Origin of the sequence: Mesorhizobium sp. M0833, from assembly GCF_040319905.1 — a bacterium.
Lineage (GTDB): Bacteria > Pseudomonadota > Alphaproteobacteria > Rhizobiales > Rhizobiaceae > Mesorhizobium.
In genome coordinates, this window is sequence record NZ_JAMYOQ010000002.1 from 1 (window position 1) to 20,871 (window position 20,871).

The 20,871-nt window shown below is 63.0% G+C and carries 22 protein-coding genes and 1 pseudogene; 10 read left to right on the plus strand and 13 right to left on the minus strand.

Annotated features, from left to right (window positions below; genetic code table 11):
* Nucleotides 1-399: 399 nt before the first annotated feature.
* Complete coding sequence (locus tag NKH98_RS02050; RefSeq protein ID WP_352896342.1) at nucleotides 400-1,356, minus strand: alpha/beta fold hydrolase; 957 nt, start codon at nucleotides 1,354-1,356, stop codon at nucleotides 400-402.
* Between the two features lie 202 nt (nucleotides 1,357-1,558).
* On the opposite strand from NKH98_RS02050, the gene NKH98_RS02055 reads away from it, so the two are divergent.
* Nucleotides 1,559-2,551: a hypothetical protein gene (locus tag NKH98_RS02055; RefSeq protein WP_352896345.1), complete on the plus strand. Its 993-nt coding sequence runs from the start codon at nucleotides 1,559-1,561 to the stop codon at nucleotides 2,549-2,551.
* Between the two features lies 1 nt (nucleotide 2,552).
* Nucleotides 2,553-4,028, plus strand: coding sequence for an FAD-dependent oxidoreductase (locus tag NKH98_RS02060; protein WP_352896347.1), 1,476 nt, complete (start codon nucleotides 2,553-2,555; stop codon nucleotides 4,026-4,028).
* Nucleotides 4,029-4,052: 24 nt separating this feature from the next.
* On the opposite strand, the gene NKH98_RS02065 is transcribed toward NKH98_RS02060, so the two are convergent.
* Together NKH98_RS02065 and NKH98_RS02070 are read right to left on the minus strand one after the other, a co-directional pair.
* On the minus strand, nucleotides 4,053-4,523 hold the full coding sequence (locus tag NKH98_RS02065; protein WP_352505044.1) for a YbhB/YbcL family Raf kinase inhibitor-like protein: 471 nt from the start codon (nucleotides 4,521-4,523) through the stop codon (nucleotides 4,053-4,055).
* 49 nt (nucleotides 4,524-4,572) lie between these two features.
* Nucleotides 4,573-5,010 carry a DUF2267 domain-containing protein gene (locus NKH98_RS02070; protein WP_352505043.1) on the minus strand — a complete coding sequence of 146 codons (438 nt, stop codon included), beginning with the start codon at nucleotides 5,008-5,010 and terminating at the stop codon, nucleotides 4,573-4,575.
* 129 nt (nucleotides 5,011-5,139) lie between these two features.
* Between NKH98_RS02070 and NKH98_RS02075 the strand changes: the two genes are divergently transcribed.
* From NKH98_RS02075 to NKH98_RS02090, 4 genes are all read left to right on the plus strand, one after another.
* Nucleotides 5,140-5,697 carry an Hsp20/alpha crystallin family protein gene (locus NKH98_RS02075; protein WP_352896351.1) on the plus strand — a complete coding sequence of 186 codons (558 nt, stop codon included), beginning with the start codon at nucleotides 5,140-5,142 and terminating at the stop codon, nucleotides 5,695-5,697.
* A 195-nt stretch (nucleotides 5,698-5,892) separates the two neighbouring features.
* On the plus strand, nucleotides 5,893-6,627 hold the full coding sequence (locus NKH98_RS02080; RefSeq protein ID WP_352896354.1) for a phosphoribosyltransferase: 735 nt from the start codon (nucleotides 5,893-5,895) through the stop codon (nucleotides 6,625-6,627).
* Between the two features lie 11 nt (nucleotides 6,628-6,638).
* On the plus strand, nucleotides 6,639-7,316 hold the full coding sequence (locus NKH98_RS02085; RefSeq protein ID WP_352896357.1) for a dienelactone hydrolase family protein: 678 nt from the start codon (nucleotides 6,639-6,641) through the stop codon (nucleotides 7,314-7,316).
* A gap of 122 nt (nucleotides 7,317-7,438) precedes the next feature.
* Nucleotides 7,439-7,939, plus strand: a complete 501-nt coding sequence (locus NKH98_RS02090; RefSeq protein WP_254816596.1) for a DUF6496 domain-containing protein — start codon at nucleotides 7,439-7,441, stop codon at nucleotides 7,937-7,939.
* Between the two features lie 74 nt (nucleotides 7,940-8,013).
* Here the strand turns inward: NKH98_RS02090 and NKH98_RS02095 are convergent.
* From NKH98_RS02095 to betI, 3 genes and pseudogenes are all read right to left on the minus strand, one after another.
* Nucleotides 8,014-8,186 (minus strand): annotated as a pseudogene (locus NKH98_RS02095) (aspartate aminotransferase family protein); the annotation flags it as partial.
* 27 nt (nucleotides 8,187-8,213) lie between these two features.
* Nucleotides 8,214-9,515, minus strand: a complete 1,302-nt coding sequence (locus NKH98_RS02100; RefSeq protein ID WP_352896361.1) for a flavin monoamine oxidase family protein — start codon at nucleotides 9,513-9,515, stop codon at nucleotides 8,214-8,216.
* A gap of 76 nt (nucleotides 9,516-9,591) precedes the next feature.
* Complete coding sequence (gene betI, locus NKH98_RS02105; protein WP_352896775.1) at nucleotides 9,592-10,287, minus strand: transcriptional regulator BetI; 696 nt, start codon at nucleotides 10,285-10,287, stop codon at nucleotides 9,592-9,594.
* A 352-nt stretch (nucleotides 10,288-10,639) separates the two neighbouring features.
* Here betI and NKH98_RS02110 point away from each other — a divergent pair, with 352 nt between their 5' ends.
* Complete coding sequence (locus tag NKH98_RS02110) at nucleotides 10,640-10,900, plus strand: hypothetical protein (RefSeq protein WP_254816593.1); 261 nt, start codon at nucleotides 10,640-10,642, stop codon at nucleotides 10,898-10,900.
* A gap of 42 nt (nucleotides 10,901-10,942) precedes the next feature.
* Here NKH98_RS02110 and NKH98_RS02115 read toward each other — a convergent pair whose 3' ends face one another.
* From NKH98_RS02115 to NKH98_RS02130, 4 genes are all read right to left on the minus strand, one after another.
* Nucleotides 10,943-12,001: a dipeptidase gene (locus NKH98_RS02115; RefSeq protein WP_352896364.1), complete on the minus strand. Its 1,059-nt coding sequence runs from the start codon at nucleotides 11,999-12,001 to the stop codon at nucleotides 10,943-10,945.
* A gap of 186 nt (nucleotides 12,002-12,187) precedes the next feature.
* Nucleotides 12,188-12,487, minus strand: a complete 300-nt coding sequence (locus NKH98_RS02120; RefSeq protein WP_352687334.1) for a GNAT family N-acetyltransferase — start codon at nucleotides 12,485-12,487, stop codon at nucleotides 12,188-12,190.
* The gene (locus NKH98_RS02125; RefSeq protein WP_352896367.1) at nucleotides 12,480-13,115 is read right to left on the minus strand and encodes an alpha/beta hydrolase; all 636 of its coding nucleotides are present in this window, start codon (nucleotides 13,113-13,115) and stop codon (nucleotides 12,480-12,482) included. The genes NKH98_RS02120 and NKH98_RS02125 overlap by 8 nt, the downstream gene beginning before the upstream one ends.
* Before the next feature lie 10 nt (nucleotides 13,116-13,125).
* Nucleotides 13,126-14,058, minus strand: a complete 933-nt coding sequence (locus tag NKH98_RS02130; protein ID WP_352896370.1) for a VOC family protein — start codon at nucleotides 14,056-14,058, stop codon at nucleotides 13,126-13,128.
* 223 nt (nucleotides 14,059-14,281) lie between these two features.
* Between NKH98_RS02130 and NKH98_RS02135 the strand changes: the two genes are divergently transcribed.
* Nucleotides 14,282-15,844: an alkaline phosphatase family protein gene (locus NKH98_RS02135; RefSeq protein ID WP_352896374.1), complete on the plus strand. Its 1,563-nt coding sequence runs from the start codon at nucleotides 14,282-14,284 to the stop codon at nucleotides 15,842-15,844.
* Nucleotides 15,845-15,896: 52 nt separating this feature from the next.
* Here the strand turns inward: NKH98_RS02135 and NKH98_RS02140 are convergent, their stop codons facing one another.
* The gene (locus NKH98_RS02140) at nucleotides 15,897-17,255 is read right to left on the minus strand and encodes a PRC-barrel domain-containing protein (protein WP_352476211.1); all 1,359 of its coding nucleotides are present in this window, start codon (nucleotides 17,253-17,255) and stop codon (nucleotides 15,897-15,899) included.
* 254 nt (nucleotides 17,256-17,509) lie between these two features.
* Here NKH98_RS02140 and NKH98_RS02145 point away from each other — a divergent pair, with 254 nt between their 5' ends.
* Nucleotides 17,510-18,430: a diacylglycerol/lipid kinase family protein gene (locus NKH98_RS02145; RefSeq protein ID WP_352896377.1), complete on the plus strand. Its 921-nt coding sequence runs from the start codon at nucleotides 17,510-17,512 to the stop codon at nucleotides 18,428-18,430.
* A gap of 58 nt (nucleotides 18,431-18,488) precedes the next feature.
* Here NKH98_RS02145 and NKH98_RS02150 read toward each other — a convergent pair whose 3' ends face one another.
* Nucleotides 18,489-18,662 carry a hypothetical protein gene (locus NKH98_RS02150; protein ID WP_352476209.1) on the minus strand — a complete coding sequence of 58 codons (174 nt, stop codon included), beginning with the start codon at nucleotides 18,660-18,662 and terminating at the stop codon, nucleotides 18,489-18,491.
* Nucleotides 18,663-18,805: 143 nt separating this feature from the next.
* Between NKH98_RS02150 and NKH98_RS02155 the strand changes: the two genes are divergently transcribed.
* A complete protein-coding gene (locus NKH98_RS02155) occupies nucleotides 18,806-20,332 on the plus strand; it encodes a sensor histidine kinase (protein WP_352476208.1) in 1,527 nt (508 codons plus the stop codon).
* Nucleotides 20,333-20,388: 56 nt separating this feature from the next.
* Here the strand turns inward: NKH98_RS02155 and NKH98_RS02160 are convergent, their stop codons facing one another.
* The gene (locus NKH98_RS02160; protein WP_352896380.1) at nucleotides 20,389-20,868 is read right to left on the minus strand and encodes a hypothetical protein; all 480 of its coding nucleotides are present in this window, start codon (nucleotides 20,866-20,868) and stop codon (nucleotides 20,389-20,391) included.
* Nucleotides 20,869-20,871 lie beyond the last annotated feature (3 nt).

The following is a 20,871-nucleotide window of genomic DNA, read 5'->3' on the forward strand; positions in this document are numbered from 1 at the left end:
GCCGGCCTAATACGATCGCGGCGGGAAGCCCCTGCGGCGATCTCAGAAACAGAGAACTGTTACTGATCTCTGTCTCACCCGAGGGGTGCACTACACTATGTGTCCGGTACAAATCGTCACCTATGTCTCGGGCCGCTCATCGGCGAGGGCCTTATTGAGGAGTATTGGCAGTTCTCGTCAAATCTCCATAGGGTCGAATTCGCGATCACCACCCGCGCGTTCGTTCCTTGGAGGGCTTCCGGACGCCGGCCCCTCTCACAGAGGGCCGGCATCTCCTCCAAGATCTGGCAAGGCATTTACTCGAACAAGTGGCTGCTTTGGGGTCTCGGTGCTGGTTGCCGTGAATGTCAGCTACAGGCAGCGTAATATGCTGATGAAGGTACAAAATCCCTGTCGGGATCACCACGTTTTCAACAGGTTACCAGACGGTTGCATCGGTGCTCGGCTGTGAACGCGTGCGAGGAAGTCGCGCACCAACGCAAGCGCCTCATCGAAATGGGTTTCCAGTAGCCAGTGGCCGGCGCCATCGAGGAGATGGAGCTCTGCTTGCGGCAAGTCGCGCTTGTAGGCGCGGGCCGATGCGGCCGGCATATAGCCATCCTCAGGACCCCAGACGATCAGTGTCGGTGGTTGCCGTTCGCGCAGATAAGCCTGGTATTTCGGGAACCAGTTGAGGTTCGCCTCCAGCTTCTCCATCAGGCCGACCGCGAGCCGCCGACGGGGAGGCGTGTCCATCAGAGGCCAATGGAGTTTCCACAGATCCGGCGGCACGCGCTCGGCCACGGCCTCGCCAACCTCACCGATGAACTCGTGCCGGAAGCCCTCCTCGCTCACCGCTTCTTCCAGCGGGCGATGCTTGTCGGGCGTCTTGTCGTTCCAATACGCCTTGATGGCTGCGTATTTCGGGCCGAGCACGTCTTCGTAGATATCGCCGTTCTGGATGATAAGCGCGGCAACGCGCTCCGGATAGGCGATGGCGTGGCGCAAGCCGATCTGAGAGCCGTAATCGTGCAGCCAGAGCGCATAGTGGGACAGACCGAGCGTGTCCGCGAAAGCCGCCAAAAACCCGGCATAGGTCTCGAAATCGTAGCCGAATGCAGCCATGTCGGGCGTAGCGCTATAGCCGAAGCCAGGAAAGTCCGGGGCGAACGTGTGCCAGCGATCAGCCAGTCCGGGCATCAGCCTTCGAAACTGATAGGAGGAACAGGGATAGCCGTGCGGCAGCAGAAGCACGGGAGCGTCGGCCGGCCCTTCCTCGCGAAAGAAGACAGTAATTCCGTCAACTCTGATTTGGCGGTGTCGCAACTTTGCCTCCTCGATTGAAAGGCTCCGAAAATGACTGGTAACCTCCCGCATCCCGTTGTGCCTGGACCCGAAACTCATGATCAGGTCGAGGGTTCCCGGTCGCGGCCGGTGGAAGCGACCAAGGAACCCCGCCGCCGATCAGATCGTTTGGCGATATCCTGGCCAGATCAACCTGAGGCAGATATGCCGCATGCTCGCAATCGCATGGACCCGAACATCGGCAAAGTCTGCCGTGGATTCGGGACTTGGCGCAATGCTGCGTGACGTCGATTATGTCCTGCAAAAACTCGACTGGATGCGCGCCGAAGGCATCTGGCCCAACGGCTTGCGATATCTGTGGACCGATGCATTCGGGGTCGTGCTCTACGTCTCGCTTCATACGGAACTTGGCGAAGAGCGCTGGCTGGACGAGGCCGAGCGGCTGGTGGTGGATGTCGAGCGTGTGCTCGGCCGCCGGCGCGGATTGAGGATCGGCGAAGCGGCCGATCGCGACGGCCAGTATTTCCACTATCTGGCGATGTGGCTGTTTGCCCTGGCGCGTCTCGGCGATCTGAAGCCGGAATACCGCGAGCGCGGCATTGCGCTGGCGCGGGACATTCACCCGGCGTTTGTGGTTCCCGGCCGCGGCGTGATCTGGAAGATGCAGGAGGATTTGAGCGGTCCTTACCCCGGCTACGGCCTCGGCAGCATGGATGCCTATGACGGCTACGTCTCTTATCGCATGCTCGACGAAGAGGAACTGGCGCCCGAGATCGCGCAGATGCGTGATCTGATGGAGCGCGATTGGCGCACGCTCGACGTCGACCAGGACCTCGGCCTCGGCATGATGCTGTGGCTCGCCCATTTCTTTCCCGACGAGCCGTGGGCCGAGGCCCAGACAAGGCATTCGCTGCGAACCCTGGAAACGATGTGGGTCGACCCGCCCGGTTATTTCAGCCGCGCGCCATGGCTGCGCGATACCAAGTTCGCCTTCACCAATTACGGCGTATCGCTCGGCCTGCAAGCCGCCGGCATCTGGCCGGGGCGTGTCGATAGGCTGAATGCCTTCTTCGAGGACTGGCGCTCCGGCGACGAATACGACCGCGAGGCGATCACCTGGGTGATGGCCTGCACCTCGCGCCTTCCCGGTGCTTTTCTGACCCGGGGTGGCGGGACAATGACTGAAAGAAGCAACCAAGCTCGGGAACGTTCCCCTGCTGGCGCGGTTGTCGATGGAAGTGCATCGAGACGCAAGGAGCGCGGTTGAAATGGCCATTCTCTTGGGAAAACCGGGAAGCTGTTGGGTAGCGGCAGCCAGATCCACGAACTACCCCCAGCTCGAAGGTTCGATCCGTGCGGACGCCGTTGTCGTGGGTGCTGGAATTGTCGGGCTGACGACGGCGCTTCGCCTTTGCGAGGCAGGCCGGTCGGTGGTCGTCGTTGAAGGCCTGCGCACGGGCGGACAGGTGACCGGCCGCTCGACGGCCAAGATCACCACGCAGCATGCACTGATCTATCGTCATCTCATCGACACTGTCGGCCGGGAGTTGGCCCAGGTCTACGCCGATGCGAATTCCGCCGGCGCCCGACAGATCCGCGATTGGGTTCGCGAGTACGCCATCGCCTGCGATCTCGAGAGCAAGGACGCCTACACGTACACCTGCGATGAAAGCCGGCGCGCGGAGGTCGCGGCCGAGGCCGAGGCCGCGCGCCAGGTCGGGCTGGAGGCCGAGATCCTCGACCACGCGCCGCTGCCTTTCGAAACGGCCGCCGCGCTACGGTTTTCTGACCAGGCGCAGTTCAATCCGGCGATGTATCTGGTTGGCCTGGCGGAAGCGGTGACGGCCCATGGTGGTCGGATCTTCGAAAACAGCCGCGCCACCTCGATCGACGAGGCAAGCCGCTGGCGCATCGTCACCGATGGCGGCGCCGTTGATGCCCGGCATGTCGTCGTCGCCACCAACATGACGGTGAAGAGCCCCATCGGCATGGCGAACCGGACGCAACCGCGCTGCCACACCGCCATGGCCTTTCGGATCGACGATCCCCTCTCTGTCGACGGCATGTTCATCGGCATCGACGATCCGACGCATTCCATCCGCACGGGCCACGATGCCGAAGGGCCGCTGCTGGTCACGCTCGGTCCCAAGTTCAACACCGGCTGGGACGGCGACGTGGCCAAGCGGTTTGTCGAACTGGAAAAATGGGCAAGAAAGAACCTTTCGGTCGGCGACGTCGCGTGGCGCTGGTGCAATGAGGATTATGATACGGCCGACAGAATTCCATATGCAGGCGAGCCCGATCCCGCCAAGGCAGCCGGCTTCCACATTGCCACTGGCTTCAACGCCTGGGGCATCACCAACGGGACGGCCGTGGGCGCGATGATCGCCGACCTGATCTGCGGCCGCCCGAGCCCATGGCAAAAACTCTACGATCCGGCTCGGCCCTATCCTGAGGACTTCCACAAGAACGGCCGCAGTCAATCGATCGTCTCGAGCACCCACGACATTGCGCCTGGTATGGGGGGCGTGATCGTCAGGGGAGAGGAAAAGATTGCGGCGTGGAGAGACACCGAAGGCGCACTACAGGCGGTTTCGGCGACTTGCACCCATAAGGGCTGCACCGTAACCTGGAACACTGCGGACCACACCTGGGATTGTCCCTGCCACGGCTCGATCTTCGCGGCCGATGGTTCGGTCATCCACGGCCCTGCCCGAAAACCGCTTGCCCAGATTACGTTGTGAAGGCGGCGACCGACGTCGCCCGCGTCACGCCGGCCGTTCGTAGGTTCCGACCAACTCCGTCTCCTCCAATGCGTGTTTCTGGGCTTGCTTCCAGACCTGATGCACGCCCGCCTGTCCCGGTACGCTGAGGCTCGGCACATCAAGCGCGGCCAGCCGGAAATGGTAATGATGGACGCCATGCCCTACGGGCGGCTGCGGGCCATCGTAATAGGCATTGCCGAAATCGTTGGTGCCCTGCCTGAGTGCCGACGGACCGGGCTTGCCGTCTGCTGCCTCGGCGAGTTCGCCGGCATCGGGCGGGATGTTGAATACCGCCCAATGCCCGAAAGTCCCGCTTGGCGCATCGGGATCCAGCACGACAAGAACAAGGCTCTTGGCACCATCCGGAACACCGGACCACTTCAGTGGCGGCGAGACGTTCTGGCCGTCACGCGTATACCTTTCGGGAATTTTTCCGCCTGCCGGGAACGCCGGGCTGATAAGCGTGAGTGGCATTGCTGTTTCCCCAAGAAGATTGCGACCAAGAAACCCGCGCCGGCGCCGTTCACGCCGCTTGCTGAGCTTCGGCGACGCGTCTGATCTCTCCTGGCAGGGATTCCCAGACCTTGTGCATCTGTCCTTCTCCGACATGATGGGCAAGCACCTTGGACACGGCCCTGAATGCATCCTTGGAATCGACCGGACGGGTGAATTCAAGCTCCGCCTTGATCTTGGCCAGAAACTCGTCGAGCGACCGCACCTTCTCGGGAGCCTTGGAAGGTTGATATTGGTCATAGAAGGCGCCGCGCACCAGAATCGGCAGCTGCGAGCCGAGGTGGGCTGCAAGATCCGGCTGCATACGGTCGCGCAGGGCGTGTAGCACCGCTCCGAGAACGTGCCAGGCGACCTGCCGATCCGGTCCAATCTCGTCCATGATCTCGTCGAGCCAGATGTTCGTGGTCTGCAGTGTCTTGTCGAATACGTCGAGTCCGGTGGCGTTCATCGAATCCTCCTTCCGTTCAAATCCGATTACGGCGGATGTGACCAAACAGTCCTACCTGCCGGTTGTTCCCCGATGCGCATTCCGCGGTTTTTCGGACCGCCTTTCCCGGCCGGCGTGCGGAACATCCTCATGGGCGGACGAGTTTTATTTGCTGTCGCCGATCACATGGCGGCGAGCGATGCAAACAGGAAAAACAGGAGAAGAACCATAGCAAACCGTGACTTGGCGTCCTGGACGCCATCGCGAAGTCTTTATCCATCCGGACGAGATCCGCTTACGTCATTCCACCGGCAGATCGATCGCCTGTTCGACGACTTCTTTGCGCCAATGGCCGAAGCGACTACGGCCGGCGATCTTTGGCCGAGCGTCGACGTGTATGAAACAGATCAAGCCTATAAGGTCACCGCCGAATTGCCGGGACTCGAGCAGAAGGACGTTGAGCTCAAGCTGCGCGACAACATCCTCTCCATTACGGGCGAGAAGCGTTCGGAGCACAAGGAAGGCGTTGGCGGCCGCACCTATAGCGAACGCAGTTACGGCCGGTTTCAGCGGACCATCGCCCTGGATGCGGAGGTCGATGCCGACAAGGTACAGGCCACTTTCAAGAACGGCGTTTTGGCCGTCGAGCTTCCTAAGAACCCCGCTGCAAAGGACAAGACACGCCGCATTGAAGTGAAAGCGCGATAGTGCCAAGCTGAAGGCTGCCTGAGCAGGCGGTGTTCAGCTAAACGACGAGCGCGGTACAACCTGCGGGCAAGCGCCCTAGCGCCGAGATTGTCCGTCGCCTCGGAAACGCCGGTGCCGCAGCCATCCCACGGGATGTAGCCGCAGGTTGGTGAAAGCACATCCACCGGGAAAACAGATGCACGCGGATTGAAGGTCATGGCTGTCCTCTTTTCAGATCGCCGCGAGGCCGGGCGGCGACTCGCCGGGGAGCTCGTTCGCTTTGCCGGCCGCGACGACGTGATCGTATTGGCGCTGCCCCGTGGCGGCGTGCCGGTCGGCTACGAGGTCGCGCAGGCACTCAAGGCACCACTCGACGTCTTCGTCGTGCGCAAGCTCGGCGTCCCCGGCCACGAGGAACTGGCCATGGGGGCGATCGCGCCCTCCGGCGTACGTGTCCTGAACGACGAAATCGTCAGCGGTCTCGCGATCCCGCCATATGTCATCGACGCGGTCGCAGCAAAGGAGGAAAAAGAGCTTCTGCGCCGCGAGCACCTCTATAGGGCCGGGCGACCCCCACCGCAGTTGAACGGACGGACCATTATCCTCGTGGATGACGGGCTTGCGACCGGATCGACCATGCGGGCCGGAATCAAGGCGCTGCGAAAAAACCACGCCGCCCGTATTGTCGCGGCCGTTCCCGTCGGTAGCCCCGACACTTGCGACGCAATGCGGGCGGACGCCGACGAGGTTGTTTGCGCGACCACACCAGAGCCGTTGCTCGGTGTCGGGCGCTGGTACGTGGATTTCTCGCAGACGAGCGATGATGAGGTCCGCGCGTTGCTCGCCAGGTCCGTGCCCAAGCCTGCAGCTTCCGACAAGACTGCCGCTTCCGAAGAGGAGCTGGCTGGGCACGCGGGCGCGGGTCCGGGGCGCGCCACCAGATCGCCATAGCGGAGGTGGATATGGACCGGCATAGCGAGCACGTCGTTCATGTTCCCGCGGGGCCTGTCACGCTCGAGGGCGATCTTTCGTTACCCCCGGATGCTCCTGGCCTTGTGCTCTTCGCCCATGGCAGCGGAAGCAGCCGCCACAGCCCGCGCAACCGCTACGTGGCCGCAAGGCTGAACGAGGCGAACCTCGCCACCTTCCTCGTCGACCTGTTGACGGCCGAAGAGGAACGGATCGACCAGGTCACGGCCGAGTTGCGCTTCAATATCGGACTGCTCGCCGATCGGCTGGTTGGCGTCACGGATTGGCTCGGCGCCTCGCCGGACACGTCGGGGTTGCGTCTTGGCTATTTCGGCGCGAGCACGGGCGCCGGTGCCGCCCTGGTGGCGGCGGCCGAGCGGCCCGACCATGCCGCGGCCGTGGTTTCGCGTGGTGGCCGGCCCGATCTCGCAGCGCTCGCCCTGCCGCGCGTCCGGGCGCCGACCTTGCTCGTCGTCGGAGGCGCGGACACACAAGTGATCGCACTCAACCGCTCGGCGCTGGTGGCGCTCCGCAGCGAGAAGGAGCTCGCCATCGTCCCTGGCGCGACACATCTGTTCGAGGAGCCCGGCGCCCTGGACGAAGTCGCGGATCTCGCTACCCAATGGTTCTTGCGCCATCTGGTTTCGGACAGATCGGCGTCGACGTCCTGACAGCCGGGGCTTGGATCACCAGTCCCGGGATCATTTGCGTCCTCAACGCGTTATGATCCTCATAAGACCGCGCGCAGCGGCAACCCGAAAGGCTGTCGCAACCCGTATGTGGGAGAAAGACAATGCCGGACAAGAAAACCATCGAGAAGGCCCGAAAGGACAAGCGCGAGGGCAAATCGCCGAGCACCCAGGCCGGCGAGTTCGTGCACGAGGAGATCGATAAAATCCGCCGCGGCGAGCACGGCGCGCGGTCGACCCAGCAGGCCATCGCCATTGGACTTTCCGAGGCAAGACGCGCAGGCGTAGACCTGCCCCCGCCCAAAAAGGGCAAGGTGAAGGAAAGCACGCGCAAGAGCGCCGAATACGCCTATGAGGCCGGCCAGGGCGAACGCACGCCGAAACGCCGCCCGCGGGTCTCGAAAGCCGTCTCCAAGGTGCTCGAGCACGAGCCGAAGAGCACGGCGTCGCACGAGGCGCTCTCGCAGCAGGCCAAGCGTGCGGCCTCGCGCCGGACGGCTGAGGAGCGCTCGGCCGCCGCGAAGAAGGCCGCCGAGACGAAAGGCGCCAGCGGAAGGAAGCAGGCGGCGCAGAAGGCCGCCAGAACGCGGGCACAGCACGCATAGTTCAAGGCGGCAGTTCGCCTGCTGGAAACCCGATATGGCCCAACGGCCGGCGAGATCGCCGGTGATAAACGCCTACCCCGCCACACCCCTTCCCGGCGCAGATAGTCCATCGTGCGCGAAATGCCTTGGCGCAGGATCGACGCCATGTCGTCGATCTGCTCGCGCGTGATGATCAGCGGCGGGACATGACGCACATATTGATCAGCGGCCTGACCAGCAGGCCGAGCTCGCGGCAATGCGTGTCGATCCCGCTCGGCAGCTTGATCCGCCTCGCTTATGACCCCGAGGCTCTGCTGTCGATGGCCGACTGAATAATTTTTCGGGCAGCAATGCGGCCGGCGACGATGGCGCCCTCGACATAGCCCGGAAATGACGGCGACAGCTCCGACGAGGCAAAATGGACCGGCGGAGCGCCCGCACGGATAATGCGTTCGGCATCCGTTGCCGTCGCATCGACGATCAGATCGCTGTAACCGCCGCCGCTCCAGCGATCCCCAGTCCAGTCGCGATAACTGAGATCGATAATGCCGGCCGCCTCGATACCGAGCGCCTGTTCCAGCCTTGACGTCACCTTTGCGCGTAACGCCGCGTCGTCCAGATCCCGCCAGCGCTGCGCCAGCGGCCCGCCGATGAAGACGACAAGTGCTGCATGATCCTCGTCGCTGCTGGCATCGCAGGCAAAAAGCCCGTGCGGGTCGCGCCACATCACCATGCCGCTCAAGCCCCTGTCGCGCCAGAAAGCCTTGGGGTAGCGTACCAGCATCTTGATCACCGCGCCGCTTTGCCAGACGCCTAGGGCCGTCTTCAGCACAGCCGGCAGCGGCGGCACGAAATCCACTCTCGAGGCCATCATCGGCGGTACGGCGACCAGTACCGCTCGTGCCTCGATCGCGCCTGCAGGCGACACGACGCGAACCCCTCCCGGCCCGTGCTCAATGGCCTCGACAGCTGTATTCAGCCGCAGTCGATCGCCGAGATCCCGCGCAAGATCATCCGCCAGCGAATGCATGGTTTCGCCCACGAAATACTGCAGCTCCGACACCTCATTGGTGATGCGGCGATCATTGTCGATCAAGTACCACAGCGGCAGCCTTTCCATTGCCAGGCACCACAGGCCCTCGATCATCGACCGAAACGCGGCCTTTGCATCGTCGGGATCGGCCTGGCGATCGAGCCATGCCGCGACCGTCAAGCCGGCAATGGTCGGGTCGTTCGGTGCGATCGCGTTCATCCGCTCGCGCATTCGCATCGCGGTGCCGTATGTGCGCCCGGCTTGCGCCTCGCCCATTCGCGGCTGCGTGACGAATTCGCCTGCGACATGGGTCTCGACCAATGTCTTGCCGCGCGCTCGCACCAGCGCCATCAATTCCGGCATGTCTTCGCACAGGAACTGGCCGCCGCTGTCGATCCGCTCGCCGAGCCCGTTCTGCACGGCTTCGACGCGGCCGCCGACACGGTCGCGGGCTTCGAGCAGCACGACATCGATGCCGGCGTGGTTCAATTCACGCGCGGCCGACAGCCCGGTGAAGCCGGCGCCGACGATGGCCACATCGGCTCGTTCGATCTTGAACTTCATTAGCCGGCCTTGATCTTCTCGAATGTCAGGGGCCGGATCATTGTCTTCATTGCTGGTCCACCCTCTTTTTGATGGTTCACGCCGGCCTGGCACCGCGGGCTGCGAAGTTCGGATAGTGCTTGGGGAATGCCGCAGACAGGAACTCGTTTGCGGCCTGCAGCGCCGTCTCGCGTGTGGCGTCCTCGGTGCCCATCATCAAATGCAGCCACAGACCATCCAGCATGGCGCTGAGCGCCAGCGCCATGACTTGCGGCTCATAGGCATAGAAGCCGCTCTGCTTGAGCGCCGCGCAAAGATCGATGAAGATGTTCTGGTAGACGGCATCGCGTGCGCTGCTCAGCGCCTGATATTTCGGTCGCGATTTGGCCTCGCCCCAGAAGGCACACCAGGCAGCCAGCTTACGCTTGTTGCATATCGAGCGGTCGAAATCGGCCGCCACCAATGCCTGCAGCTGGCGGGCGGGATCATCGCCGGCCCTTTGCAAGGCGCTGCGCCAATGCGCCGAATACTCGTCATGCATGTATTGCAAAGTGGCGACGAGCAGCTTCTCCTTGCTCTCGAAATGGAAATTGACGATGCCGCGCGACAGGCCGGCGCCGTCGGCGACGTCGGCCATAGTTGTTTCCGAATAGCCGCGCTTGGCCAATGAATCGATAGTCGCTTCGATCAGTTGAACCTGCCTTGTCTGCTTCGACGCTTTGCGGCCGCGCTTATCGGAATCGCTTTTTCGCGCCGGTTCGAGGAGGGCTTCGCGCGCCTCTGTTGTCTTCATCGGGTAACGGTCTCCAGCATCGCCGGCTAGCCGACCGGCTTCGGCCGCGAAGATCAGTGGGACGGTGTTTGGCACTGTCAAGCACCTTCTGCATGGCTGCCCATATTCGAATGTTCTCGTCGAGACTGCACCCTTATAGAAAACGACGTCGAAGGCGCCATCGGCGAAAGGCAGCGATCCCGGCACGCGGACCAGATCAGCGCCGCCGAGTCCGCCTGCAGCGGATCTTGGGTCGAGATCTACGCCAGGCGCGAGCTGCAATATCAAAAGCTGCTGAAGCGTGCCAAACTGGTGCCGCGGCTGGTCATCAAGCTCGGCCGCCGCACTGCCAATCGCCTGCGGATTTCTGAATATGGCCGACGACATCGACAGTCACGAAATCGACGCCGAAGCCGCCGAACAGTGGCAGCTGGTCAACACGCCGCTCGGCGAAAAATGGTCGGGCCGCACCCGCTATGCCGCGGCCATGTTCTTCTACAAGCGCGGCGAGATGAGCGCTGAAACGCTGGAGGTCTACCGCATTTGTGCGAGGCTGGATTCGACCGATCCGCTGCCGATCATCCGCGACCGCGGCATTGGCCAGGACTGGCTTAAACGCATGGGGTTCGAATAGTCCGCCTCCAAACTGTGTTCCGGACAAGCCGGCATCACCCGCTTAGCCGATGGTCTTTTCCAAGATGCCGAGCCAGTTGCGATAGGCGATCTTCTCGATCAGCGCGCGCCCGAAGCCGCGCGCCGCGAAAGCGTCGAGCAATCTTGGCAGGCCGGCAACGTCGCCTATCACGGCCGGGATCATGGCGCCGTCGAAATCCGAGCCCAGGCCGACGCCGTCTTCGCCCAGCGCCTGCAGCAGCGAATCGACATGGCGCACCATGATGTCGAGGCTGGTGTCGGCGTTCATCCTGCCGTCCTCACGCAGGAACCCGGTGGCGAAGTTCAGCCCGACCATGCCGCCGGACTCGCGGATCGCGCCGAGCTGCCATTCGGTGAGGTTGCGCGAATGGCCGCAGATCGCGTGCACGTTTGAATGGGTCGCGACCAGCGGTGCGTCGCTGATCTCGACGACGTCGCGGAAACCTTTTTCGTTGAGATGCGAAAGATCGATCATGATCTTCAGCTGGTTGCACGCTTTCACCAGCGCCTTACCGGCATCGGTCAGCCCCGGCCCTGTATCGGGCGACGAGGGGAAGCGGAACGGCACGCCGTGGCCGAAGGCATTGGGACGGCTCCAGACGATGCCGAGCGAGCGCAGGCCGGCTGCGTGGAGAACGTCGAGCAGGGTGAGCTCAGGGTCGATCGCCTCGACCCCTTCGATATGAAACACCGCCGCAATCGAGCCTTGCGCCATCGCCTTCCTCACATCGCCGGCGCTGCGGCAGACGGTAAGCGCCGAAGCCCGCTCCAGCCTGAACAGGATCGAGGCCATCGCTACGGTGGAGTTGAGCGCATCGGCGCGCGGAACCTCGGGCGGCAAGGGCTCGCTGTCGCTCGGCGCCAGCGGCACCGCACCGCGTTTGGATTTCTCGGCAGGCGGCGGGAAGATCGCGAACATGCCGCCGGCAAATCCGCCTTTCTTCGCGCGCGGCAGGTCGATATGGCCACCCGGTGTCCCCTCGACGAACAGCTTTTCGACGTCCGCATCCTTCGACTGGTAGAGCCTGAGCAGCGTGTCGTTGTGGCCGTCGAAGACGGGAACGAGATCGGATTCGGTCATGGGGGGCCATTCGGTTGAAGTGGTCGGGCCGCAGAAGGCGAGCCGGTTGTTGCCAATACTTAGGCAAGACGGGCGCTCTGCGCAAATCCCGCATGTTTGCCTTGTGTTTGTACGCCGCCAATGGTCGAAGGGGCACGCGGTAAAGCCGCGCACCCTTTCTCCTGTCATTCACCGAGGGGCTGTCTCTTACCGCTTCAGCACGTCCGCCCATTCCGGATGGCGGCGGAACTGAGCATTGGCGAACGGGCAAAGCGGGATGATCGTCTTGCCCGCCGCACGCGCATCCTCGACGGCACGGGTGACCAGGCGAAGTCCCGCGCCCTGCCCGCGAAATGCATCCGGCACTTCTGTATGGTCGATGATGATCTGGTGCTCGCCGATCTTGGTGAAGGTCATCTCCGCCTCGGCGCCGTCCGGCCCACGCAGGAAGTAGCGGCCCTTCGAGCCGCGGTCCTCCAGTTCAATTTCCGGCAATAGGTCAGACATGGCTTGCGGTCCTTTCATCCGACGCCACGGCGAGCAGCTGCCGCGCCGCCTCGATCTCGCCCGGCCGCACCTCATGGCCGCCGTCATGCCACTCGACTGTGACATCGGCGCCATCGGCGCGCAAATAGGCTTCGAGCCGCGCCGTCAAATTAGGCGGACAGATCGGGTCTCGCCTGCCGGCGGTGACCAGGATGCGGCTGCCGCCAAGGCTGCCCTTGACCTCCGGCTCGAACGGGATCAGCGGATGCATCAGCACCGTTGCGTCGAACAGCGACGGCTCGGCAAACAGCACCGAGGCCAGGATGTTGGCGCCGTTGGAATAACCGAGGCCTAGCACCGAAGATGGCTTTGCCGCCTCGACATGCGCCTTGACGAAGCCGGCCATCTTGTCCGTCGCTCGCGTGAGGTCGCCCATGTCGTAAACGCCCTCGCCGGTACGGCGAAAGAAGCGTGCGGCGCCTTGTTCCGAGACATCGCCCCGCGGGGCAACGATCGTTGCTTGCGGCGCAAGATCGCGCCCAAGCGACAGAAGCTGATCCTCGTCGCCGCCAGTGCCATGGAAGACGAAGAGCAACGGTCCGCCCGGCGAACCGGGCAGCACCTTGTGAATATACGAATCCTTGCTCATAACCTTGCCCTCAGTCTTCCAGTTTCTGCAGATGCTGCTCGAGATAGGGCCGCAAATGCTGGTGTTGCGACGGCAGTTTCAGCGCCTCGCCGAGATGGGCGGTATCCTCGTCGCGGTCGAAGCCCGGCTCGTTGGTGGCGACTTCGAACAGCACGCCGCCCGGTGTGCGGAAGTAGATCGCCCAGAAATAATCGCGGTCGATCACTGGCGTCACCTGATAACCTGTATCGAGCAGCGCCTTGCGCACTTCGAGCTGCTTGGCCCGGTTCTCGACGGCGAAAGCGACATGGTGGACAGAGCCGGCGCCGAGATTGGCTAAGCCGGCCCCTGGCAGCGATTCGATATCGACCACATCGGCGCCGTTGCCGTTCTTCACCGCCAGCCGCCTGACGTTGCCGGATTTGTCGACCTCCTCATAACCCATGAATTTCAGCAGCTCTTCGGTGGCGCCGCCATCTTTCAGCCTGAGCGACACCGAGTGGAAGCCGCGGATCGCCTCGTCGGTGGGGATGCCACCCTTGGCCCATGGCGCACGGCTGTCCGCTCTGTCCTCGACCAGCGCAAACCCGTCGCCGTCGGGACCGGCGAACGCAAGGCGCTTCTCCCCGAACGTCTCCTCGCGGGACAGCCCGGTGACACCTTGCTCGGCAAACCGTTTCTCCCAATAGCCGAGCGTGCCCTCGGGCACCGAATAAGCGGTGGTGCCGACTTCGCCGACTCCATGGCGGCCTTTGCCGATGTTCGGGAACGGGAAGTAGGTCATCACCGAGCCGGGCGTGCCGACCTCGTCGCCGTAATAGAGGTGGTAGACGTCGGGTGCGTCGAAATTGACGGTTTTCTTGACCCGCCGCAGGCCGAGCGTCCCGGTGAAGAATTCATTATTCTGGCGCGCATCGCTGGCCATCGAGGTGACGTGATGCAGGCCCTTGACCTGGTCGAGCATGTCTGTTGCTCCTTTCCTTGTGTCGGTGCGGCCCTTGCCGCTGTCCACGCGAATATGAGCATCCGCCTCCTGGCCGCAAAGACGGCAAACACAGAATGGACTGTGCTGTTAAAGTGAACGACGAAGCAGGTTTTGTTCATCATTCGGCAGCTGGACCGGCCTGCGTACTCGCCGAAATTGCGCTCCATGAGCGACGCGTGTAGCCAGCACGAGGATACAGCGGTTGAGTGGAAAACGCCCCAACATTCTCCTGATCACCTGCGACCAGTGGCGGGGCGACTGCCTGTCAGCTGCTGGCCACAAGGTGGTAAGGACGCCGAATGCCGACGCGCTGGCTGCCGACGGCGTTTTGTTCCGGAAGCACTATGGCGGCGCCGCACCTTGCTCGCCGGCGCGCGCCTGCCTCTACACCGGCCTCTACCAGATGAACAATCGTGTCTGCCGCAACGGCACACCGCTCGACGCCCGCCACGGCAACATTGCGCTCTGGGCGCGCGCTCTCGGCTATGATCCGACGCTGTTCGGTTATACCGACACGTCGCACGACCCGCGCACGCTGGCGCCTGGCGATCCGCAGCTGAAGAGTTATGAAGGCGTGCTGCCGGGCTTTACCGTGCGCCAGCTTCTGCCCGAGCATCAGAGGCCCTGGCTGTCATGGCTCAAGGCGCGCGGCGTCGATGCCGGCGCCGGCTCCCCCGACATCCACCGCCCGGCGGGCGAAATCCTGGAAAACGACGGCGAGATCAGCAACGCCCCGCCAATCTATTCGAAGGACGAGACGCCGTCGGCCTTCCTGGCTGGCGAATTCATCCGCTGGCTCGGCGAGCAGGAGCACGATGCGCCGTGGTTCGCGCACCTTTCCTTCATCAGCCCCCATCCGCCCTTCATCGTGCCGGCGCCTTACAACACCATGTACGATCCGGCTGTCGGCCCAGCTTTTGACCGCGCTGAAAGCTGGCAGGCCGAAGCAGCAAGCCACCCCTATCTCGCCTATGAATTAGACCGGCAGGAACGGTCGAAATTCCGCCCCGGCTGGGAAGGTAAGGTGCGCGACTGGAGCGACGATAGTTTTCGCCGCATCCGGGCGCTCTATTACGGCATGATCTCGGAGGTCGACGCGCAGCTTGGCCGTGTCTGGCAAGCGGTCAAGGCGGCCGATGCATGGGACGACACCGTCATCGTGCTGACCTCAGACCACGCCGAGATGATGGGCGATCATTTCATGCTGGGCAAGGGCGGCTTCTTCGACGGCAGCTTCCATATTCCGCTGATCATTCGCGATCCGCGCCGCCGCAAGGCTGCCGGCAGCAGCGTCGACCGCTTCACGGAGGCGGTCGACTTGGTACCGACCTTGCTCGAGCTCACCGGCGGCGAAGTGCTGCCGCATCTCGACGGCCGCTCGCTGGCGCCTTTCCTGGACGCAACGGAGCCGGGCGATTGGCGCGATGCGGCGCATTGGGAATTCGATTTCCGCTCGATCGCCGATGGTGATGCAGAACGCTATTTCGGTATCGGTCCGCGTCAGTGCAATCTCGCCGTCATCCGCACCCAAAAGTTCAAATATGTGAATTTTGGGGGCGGCCTGCCGCCCTTGCTCTTCGACCTGGAAAAAGATGCCGGCGAGCTGGCCAACGTCGCTGACGACCCAGCCTATCTGCCGGTGCGGTTGGAACTTGCCGAAAGGCTGCTTACCTGGCGGGCCGAGCATCTCGACCAATCTCTGGCGCTCGCCGAATTGACGGACAATGGCGTTGCCGGCCATGTCGCCGGCTTTCCCTCGACATAAACAAAGCCCGCGCCGTTGCCGGCGCGGGCTTCTCTGTCGGCCTGTGTGCTGCTTAGCGCATGATCATGCGCTGTTTGTCGCGGTTTTGCGCATAGCTGGCCTTGTCATAGGGGGCCTGCGCTTCGAGCTGCTCCTTGGTGAAGTTCGTGTAGAGATAGCGCTTGCCGTTCTTGTCGGTCATGAATTTCAGGTTGTCCATGCCGACCGCCACCTCCTTCTCCCCGACACCGAGGAACCCGCCGACATCGATAATGACTGCATCGACCTTTTTATCGGCGCCCAGCACGATATCGCCGATCTCGCCGACGTTGACATCGTTGGCGCCGTAAACGGTCGTTCCAACCAGATCCTCGGCTCGGATCTGGCCGATCGGCATTTCAGTCAACGTCGACTTGTCGATCGACCCGGTCTTGGTTTGGTCGGCCGTTGCGGGCGCTGGGGCGTTTTGAGCCGTCTTGCCGGCCTGGTCGGCGTTATTGGTCGTCGCAGTGTTGTTGGTCGACGCGGTGTTGCTGGCCATCACGGTAGGCGTGACGGTAGCAGGCGCATTGGCATCGTTCGAAGCAGTGGATGCCGGCGCCGGATCATAGGCCTTGCGGTTGAAGTCCGGCTGCGCCTGCAGCTCTTCCTTGGTGGTTTGCGCGACCAGCCAGCGATCGCCGTTCCTCTCGGCCCACTGCGCCTTGTCGAAATCATAGGCGACGTTCTTTTCGCCGATGCCGAGGAAGCCGCCGACGCCGATGATCAGCGATTGCGCTTTGGCTTCCTTGTTGATGACGATGTCGTTTACGTCGCCGATGTTTTGGGCGTCGTCGCCGGTGCCGTTATAGACGGTCTCGCCGATGATATTGGTGGCGAGATTGCCTTCGGCGCGCTTCACTGGCTCAGCCGGCGCGGCAGGCGCTGGCGTTGTATTCTGCGCGCTGGTGGAAGCCGAAGGGGCGGCGGGTGCCGCATTATCGGCCGAAGCTGGCGGCGGAGGCGGATCGTAAGGCTTCCGGTCGAAATCCGGCTGAGCCGTCAACTCATCTTTCGTCGTCTGAGCTATCAGCCAGCGGTCGCCGTTCTTTTCTGCCCATTGCATCTTGCCGTAGTCGAAGGCGACATTCTTGGTTCCGATGCCCAGGAATCCGCCGACGCCGATGACGACGGATTTTACCTCGCCGCGCTCGTCGAAGACGATGTCGCTGACGTTGCCGATATTCTGGGCATCGGCGCCGGTGCCGTTATAGACGGATTCGCCGATGATGTTGGTAGCAAGGCTGCCCTCGGCCCGTTGCACCGGAGCGGCTGGAGCGGGGTTCTCTACTGCGGGTGGTTGCGCCGGCGCCGGGGTCGTCGCCGACTGCGCAAAGGCACCCGTCGCAATCAATGTTGCGACTGCTGTCGTGGTTAAAAGGGTGCGGATCATCTTAGTGTCTCCTCGTCGGTGATTTCGTGCACGCCCTGCCCGCCTGGCGTCACTGCGGGCGCAGCGTCTTCTGCATGTTCACAACGTTGTGACCACACTGTTGTTCCGAAAAAAGCCGTGGTGCACCCGGTACGATGTCAATGGTTCTTGGATTCACCGCGCTGGTCGAAAGGAACATTTTCTCGGCCGCGCCGTTCCACTCCCGGCTGGGACCCCGTCCCGGCCGGATAGGTGCTGGAAAAAATGGAACGGCCATGCGGTTTGCAGCGGTGCTGAACAAGGACGGCGGCACCCTGCGAACCATCGATCTTGAGGCCTTCGCCAGTCGGATGCGCAACACGCTTGAGACTGCCGGCCACTCGATCGATATCGAAATCGTTGCCGGCAAGGATATCGTCGCCACACTGGACGGCGTAGCTTCCAGGCACGGCATCGACGTCGTACTGGCCGGCGGCGGCGACGGCACCATTTCGGCCGCGGCAGGCCGTTTGATGAATGGGGAGAAGGCACTGGCAATTCTGCCGGCTGGCACAATGAACCTTTTTGCGCGCGGCCTCGGTATTCCGCAGACCCTCGATGCGGCGCTGAAATCGTTTGCCGACGGCGAGGTGATGGCGATTGACATTGCAACAGCCAACGGCCGGCCTTTCGTGCATCAATTCTCGATCGGCATGCATGCCAGGATGGTGCAACTGCGCCAGAAGATGGAATTCGGCTCGCGGCTGGGGAAGATGCGTGCCTCGGTGCGAGCCGCCTGGGCAACGATCAACAACCCGCCGGCGATGAACGTAACGCTGACGATCGGCGAGGCCGAGATCAAAACCCGGATCACCGGTATCGGCATCACCAACAATCTGTTTGGCGAGGGCCACCTGCCCTATGCCGATGATCCGGCAGGCGGCGTGCTGGGCATCTATGTCACGGTGGCACGGCGGCGCGGCGAATTGATCAGGTTCCTCTTTGACGTCGCCCGTGGGAAATGGCGCGGCAACGAACATGTCGAAATCCATCAGGCAAACCGCGCCGTTTTGAAAATCCATTCGACGAACAGGAAAGTTCAGGCCGTCATGGACGGTGAACTGGTAAAGCTCGATCGCGAGACGACCGTCGAAATCCATCCGCGCGCGTTGAATGTTCTCGTCCCGGCGCGCGCCGCCGAGGCAAAGGTTGCCTGACGTGGGATGCCTGATGTGCGGTTGCGTGATGCGAGCTGGCACGAGCGATGGGGAGAACCTAGCCGCTGGGCGTGTTGCTCTGTTCGGTCTTCGGCGTCTCGATCATCCAGCCGTAGATTTCGGCGACGCCCCAGGCGATAAAAGCCAGCAACAGCGCGGCGATCAGGATACGAAGGACATGCCGACCCTGCCGTCCTTGACGGGCTTTGTTTTCAGGAATGGTTTTTGGCATTGTCTGGCTCCATATTTGGCGCCGGCAGGCGTAACTGGCGGGGCGTTGGCTGGTAACGGTCCCCCGCAGCGAAAGTTCCGGCTCTGCAAGGCGGCAAACGGGCCGGTTGGCCTGATCAATCAGAGCCGGCCACTGGGGGCATAGTGGACGACAATAGCCAGAACACGCCGGGCCTGCCGGCCGATATTCGCCGTGTGGTGGGCGCCGCGGACCGTCTTGCCGTGCTGCACGGCCTCGACGCGCTGGACAGGGCTGCCGACCCTGATTTCGATCGTATCGGTGGTCTTGCCGCTTCGGCGATGCAAACGCCTGTCGCACTGATCACGCTGGTCGACGCCGAGCGGCAGTGGTTCAAGTCCTGTATCGGCCTCGACCAGACCGAAACCGCAACCGAGACATCGTTCTGTGCCTATGCCATCGCAGCCGGCAACGTGCCGATGGTGGTGGCCGACGCGGCGGCCGATCCGCGGTTCAAAGCCAATCCGCTGGTCACCGGCGAGCATCATATCCGCTTTTACGCAGGCGTGCCGATCATGATCGACGGCGCGCTGATCGGCACGCTGTGCGTGCTCGACCGGAAGCCGCACGCACATCCCTCCTCTGTCCAGCTCGACCAGTTGTCGGCGCTCGCTGGGCTCGCCGCCAGCCTGTTCACGCTGAAGGATGCAACCCGCAGCGCGGCGATCGCCAAGGCCGCATTGGTTCGAGAGGAAAAGCGGCGCGCTATCGCGCTCGATGCGGCTTCGCTTGCCAGCTGGGCATGGGATATCCGCAGCGACATGATCGACTGCGACGTCCTGCTGCCCGAATTGTTCAACCTGCCGAAGTCGAACAGACTGAGGGCGCGCGACATCCTGACCGCCATCGACCCGCGCGACGTTCACCAGACCGAAACACGCTTTCGCGACGCGCTGACCGGCAGCGATGACTATTTTGGCGAATACCGTGTCAGAGGCCTCGATCCGCCACGATGGATCGCAACGCGCGGCCGCGTCATAGAGCGCGACGGCGAGGGCAAGCCGACGCTGATCTTCGGCGTCAATTACGACATCACTGAACGCAAGCTAGGCGACGAACGCCAACGGCTGTTGCTGCGCGAGCTCAATCATCGCGTCAAGAACACGTTGGCAACTGTACAGGCGCTGGCCACGCAGACTGTTCGCCATGCCCGCCAGCCAAGCGAATTCCTCGGCGCCTTCAGCGCCAGGCTGCAGGCACTGGGCGTTGCGCACAGCCTGCTGTCGGACCGCGAGTGGCGCGGCATCGGCATCCGCGAGCTGGTGCAGATCGAGGTAAAGCCGTTCCAAGCCGCCGGACAATCGCGGATGGCGATCTCCGGCGCCGATGTCTTGCTCTCACCCGACCAGGCAGTCGGACTCGGACTGATCCTGCATGAACTGGCAAGCAACGCACTGCAATACGGGTCGCTCTCGGTTTCTTCCGGAAAGGTCGATCTCGATTGGAAGGTACAAGGCAGGAAGGGTGCACGGCGTCTGTTGCTGGCCTGGCGCGAAAGCGGCGGACCGCGGGTTGCGCCGCCCGAACGCCATGGCTTCGGCTCGATCCTGATCCGCCGCAGCCTGGCCAAGGTCATTTCCAGCGAGGTGACCCATGAATTCCGGCCGGATGGCGTTGTCGCCGAAATTTCGATTCCGCTCGAAGATTTGTGACGCCGGCATTTTGCGACCGGCGCCAGAATCGCTTGCCCTGAACTATCCCCTCCGAACTATTCGCGTTTGCCGGTATCCGGATCATCCGAGCCGCGCTTCACGTTCTCGCGGTAGATGGCGTAGGCAGCGAGTGCTATCGCCGGGCCGAGAATGGCGCCCAACCCGCCCTTCGCCAGGCCACCTTTGCCCTTGAGCAGCGCCGGCAGCACGGCGAGTGCCGCAGTGATGCCGATAGCCTTCATGTCGGCGTTGCGTCGCTTCGCCCGGCGCCTGGCGCGCGAGCCGGCCGACATCCGGTAGACGAGCAGGATGAGACCGGCGATTGCCAGAAAGCCGATCCCGAAGCTCAGGGAAGCTGCCATCGGCCCATAGCTGGCCGCCGCCCAGATATAAGCCGCCCCGACGAGGAAGCCGAGGCCGCACAGCGCCGCGAGCGCTGCGACCAAATAAACAATCGCAGCGACGCGCACGCGTTGCACCGCCGCAATGGTTTCGCCCGAGGCAAGGCCCGAGATCAGCGATGCAAGCATTCCCATGCG

Excerpts from the sequence above, each read along its gene's own strand:
- NKH98_RS02050 (WP_352896342.1), bottom strand. The coding sequence starts at position 1,356 with ATGCGGGAGGTTACCAGTCATTTTCGGAGCCTTTCAATCGAGGAGGCA.
- NKH98_RS02055 (WP_352896345.1), top strand. The coding sequence starts at position 1,559 with ATGCTGCGTGACGTCGATTATGTCCTGCAAAAACTCGACTGGATGCGC.
- NKH98_RS02060 (WP_352896347.1), top strand. The coding sequence starts at position 2,553 with ATGGCCATTCTCTTGGGAAAACCGGGAAGCTGTTGGGTAGCGGCAGCC.
- NKH98_RS02065 (WP_352505044.1), bottom strand. The coding sequence starts at position 4,523 with ATGCCACTCACGCTTATCAGCCCGGCGTTCCCGGCAGGCGGAAAAATT.
- NKH98_RS02070 (WP_352505043.1), bottom strand. The coding sequence starts at position 5,010 with ATGAACGCCACCGGACTCGACGTATTCGACAAGACACTGCAGACCACG.
- NKH98_RS02075 (WP_352896351.1), top strand. The coding sequence starts at position 5,140 with ATGGGCGGACGAGTTTTATTTGCTGTCGCCGATCACATGGCGGCGAGC.
- NKH98_RS02080 (WP_352896354.1), top strand. The coding sequence starts at position 5,893 with ATGGCTGTCCTCTTTTCAGATCGCCGCGAGGCCGGGCGGCGACTCGCC.
- NKH98_RS02085 (WP_352896357.1), top strand. The coding sequence starts at position 6,639 with ATGGACCGGCATAGCGAGCACGTCGTTCATGTTCCCGCGGGGCCTGTC.
- NKH98_RS02090 (WP_254816596.1), top strand. The coding sequence starts at position 7,439 with ATGCCGGACAAGAAAACCATCGAGAAGGCCCGAAAGGACAAGCGCGAG.
- NKH98_RS02100 (WP_352896361.1), bottom strand. The coding sequence starts at position 9,515 with ATGAAGTTCAAGATCGAACGAGCCGATGTGGCCATCGTCGGCGCCGGC.
- betI (WP_352896775.1), bottom strand. The coding sequence starts at position 10,287 with ATGAAGACAACAGAGGCGCGCGAAGCCCTCCTCGAACCGGCGCGAAAA.
- NKH98_RS02110 (WP_254816593.1), top strand. The coding sequence starts at position 10,640 with ATGGCCGACGACATCGACAGTCACGAAATCGACGCCGAAGCCGCCGAA.
- NKH98_RS02115 (WP_352896364.1), bottom strand. The coding sequence starts at position 12,001 with ATGACCGAATCCGATCTCGTTCCCGTCTTCGACGGCCACAACGACACG.
- NKH98_RS02120 (WP_352687334.1), bottom strand. The coding sequence starts at position 12,487 with ATGTCTGACCTATTGCCGGAAATTGAACTGGAGGACCGCGGCTCGAAG.
- NKH98_RS02125 (WP_352896367.1), bottom strand. The coding sequence starts at position 13,115 with ATGAGCAAGGATTCGTATATTCACAAGGTGCTGCCCGGTTCGCCGGGC.
- NKH98_RS02130 (WP_352896370.1), bottom strand. The coding sequence starts at position 14,058 with ATGCTCGACCAGGTCAAGGGCCTGCATCACGTCACCTCGATGGCCAGC.
- NKH98_RS02140 (WP_352476211.1), bottom strand. The coding sequence starts at position 17,255 with ATGATCCGCACCCTTTTAACCACGACAGCAGTCGCAACATTGATTGCG.
- NKH98_RS02145 (WP_352896377.1), top strand. The coding sequence starts at position 17,510 with ATGCGGTTTGCAGCGGTGCTGAACAAGGACGGCGGCACCCTGCGAACC.
- NKH98_RS02150 (WP_352476209.1), bottom strand. The coding sequence starts at position 18,662 with ATGCCAAAAACCATTCCTGAAAACAAAGCCCGTCAAGGACGGCAGGGT.
- NKH98_RS02160 (WP_352896380.1), bottom strand. The coding sequence starts at position 20,868 with ATGGGAATGCTTGCATCGCTGATCTCGGGCCTTGCCTCGGGCGAAACC.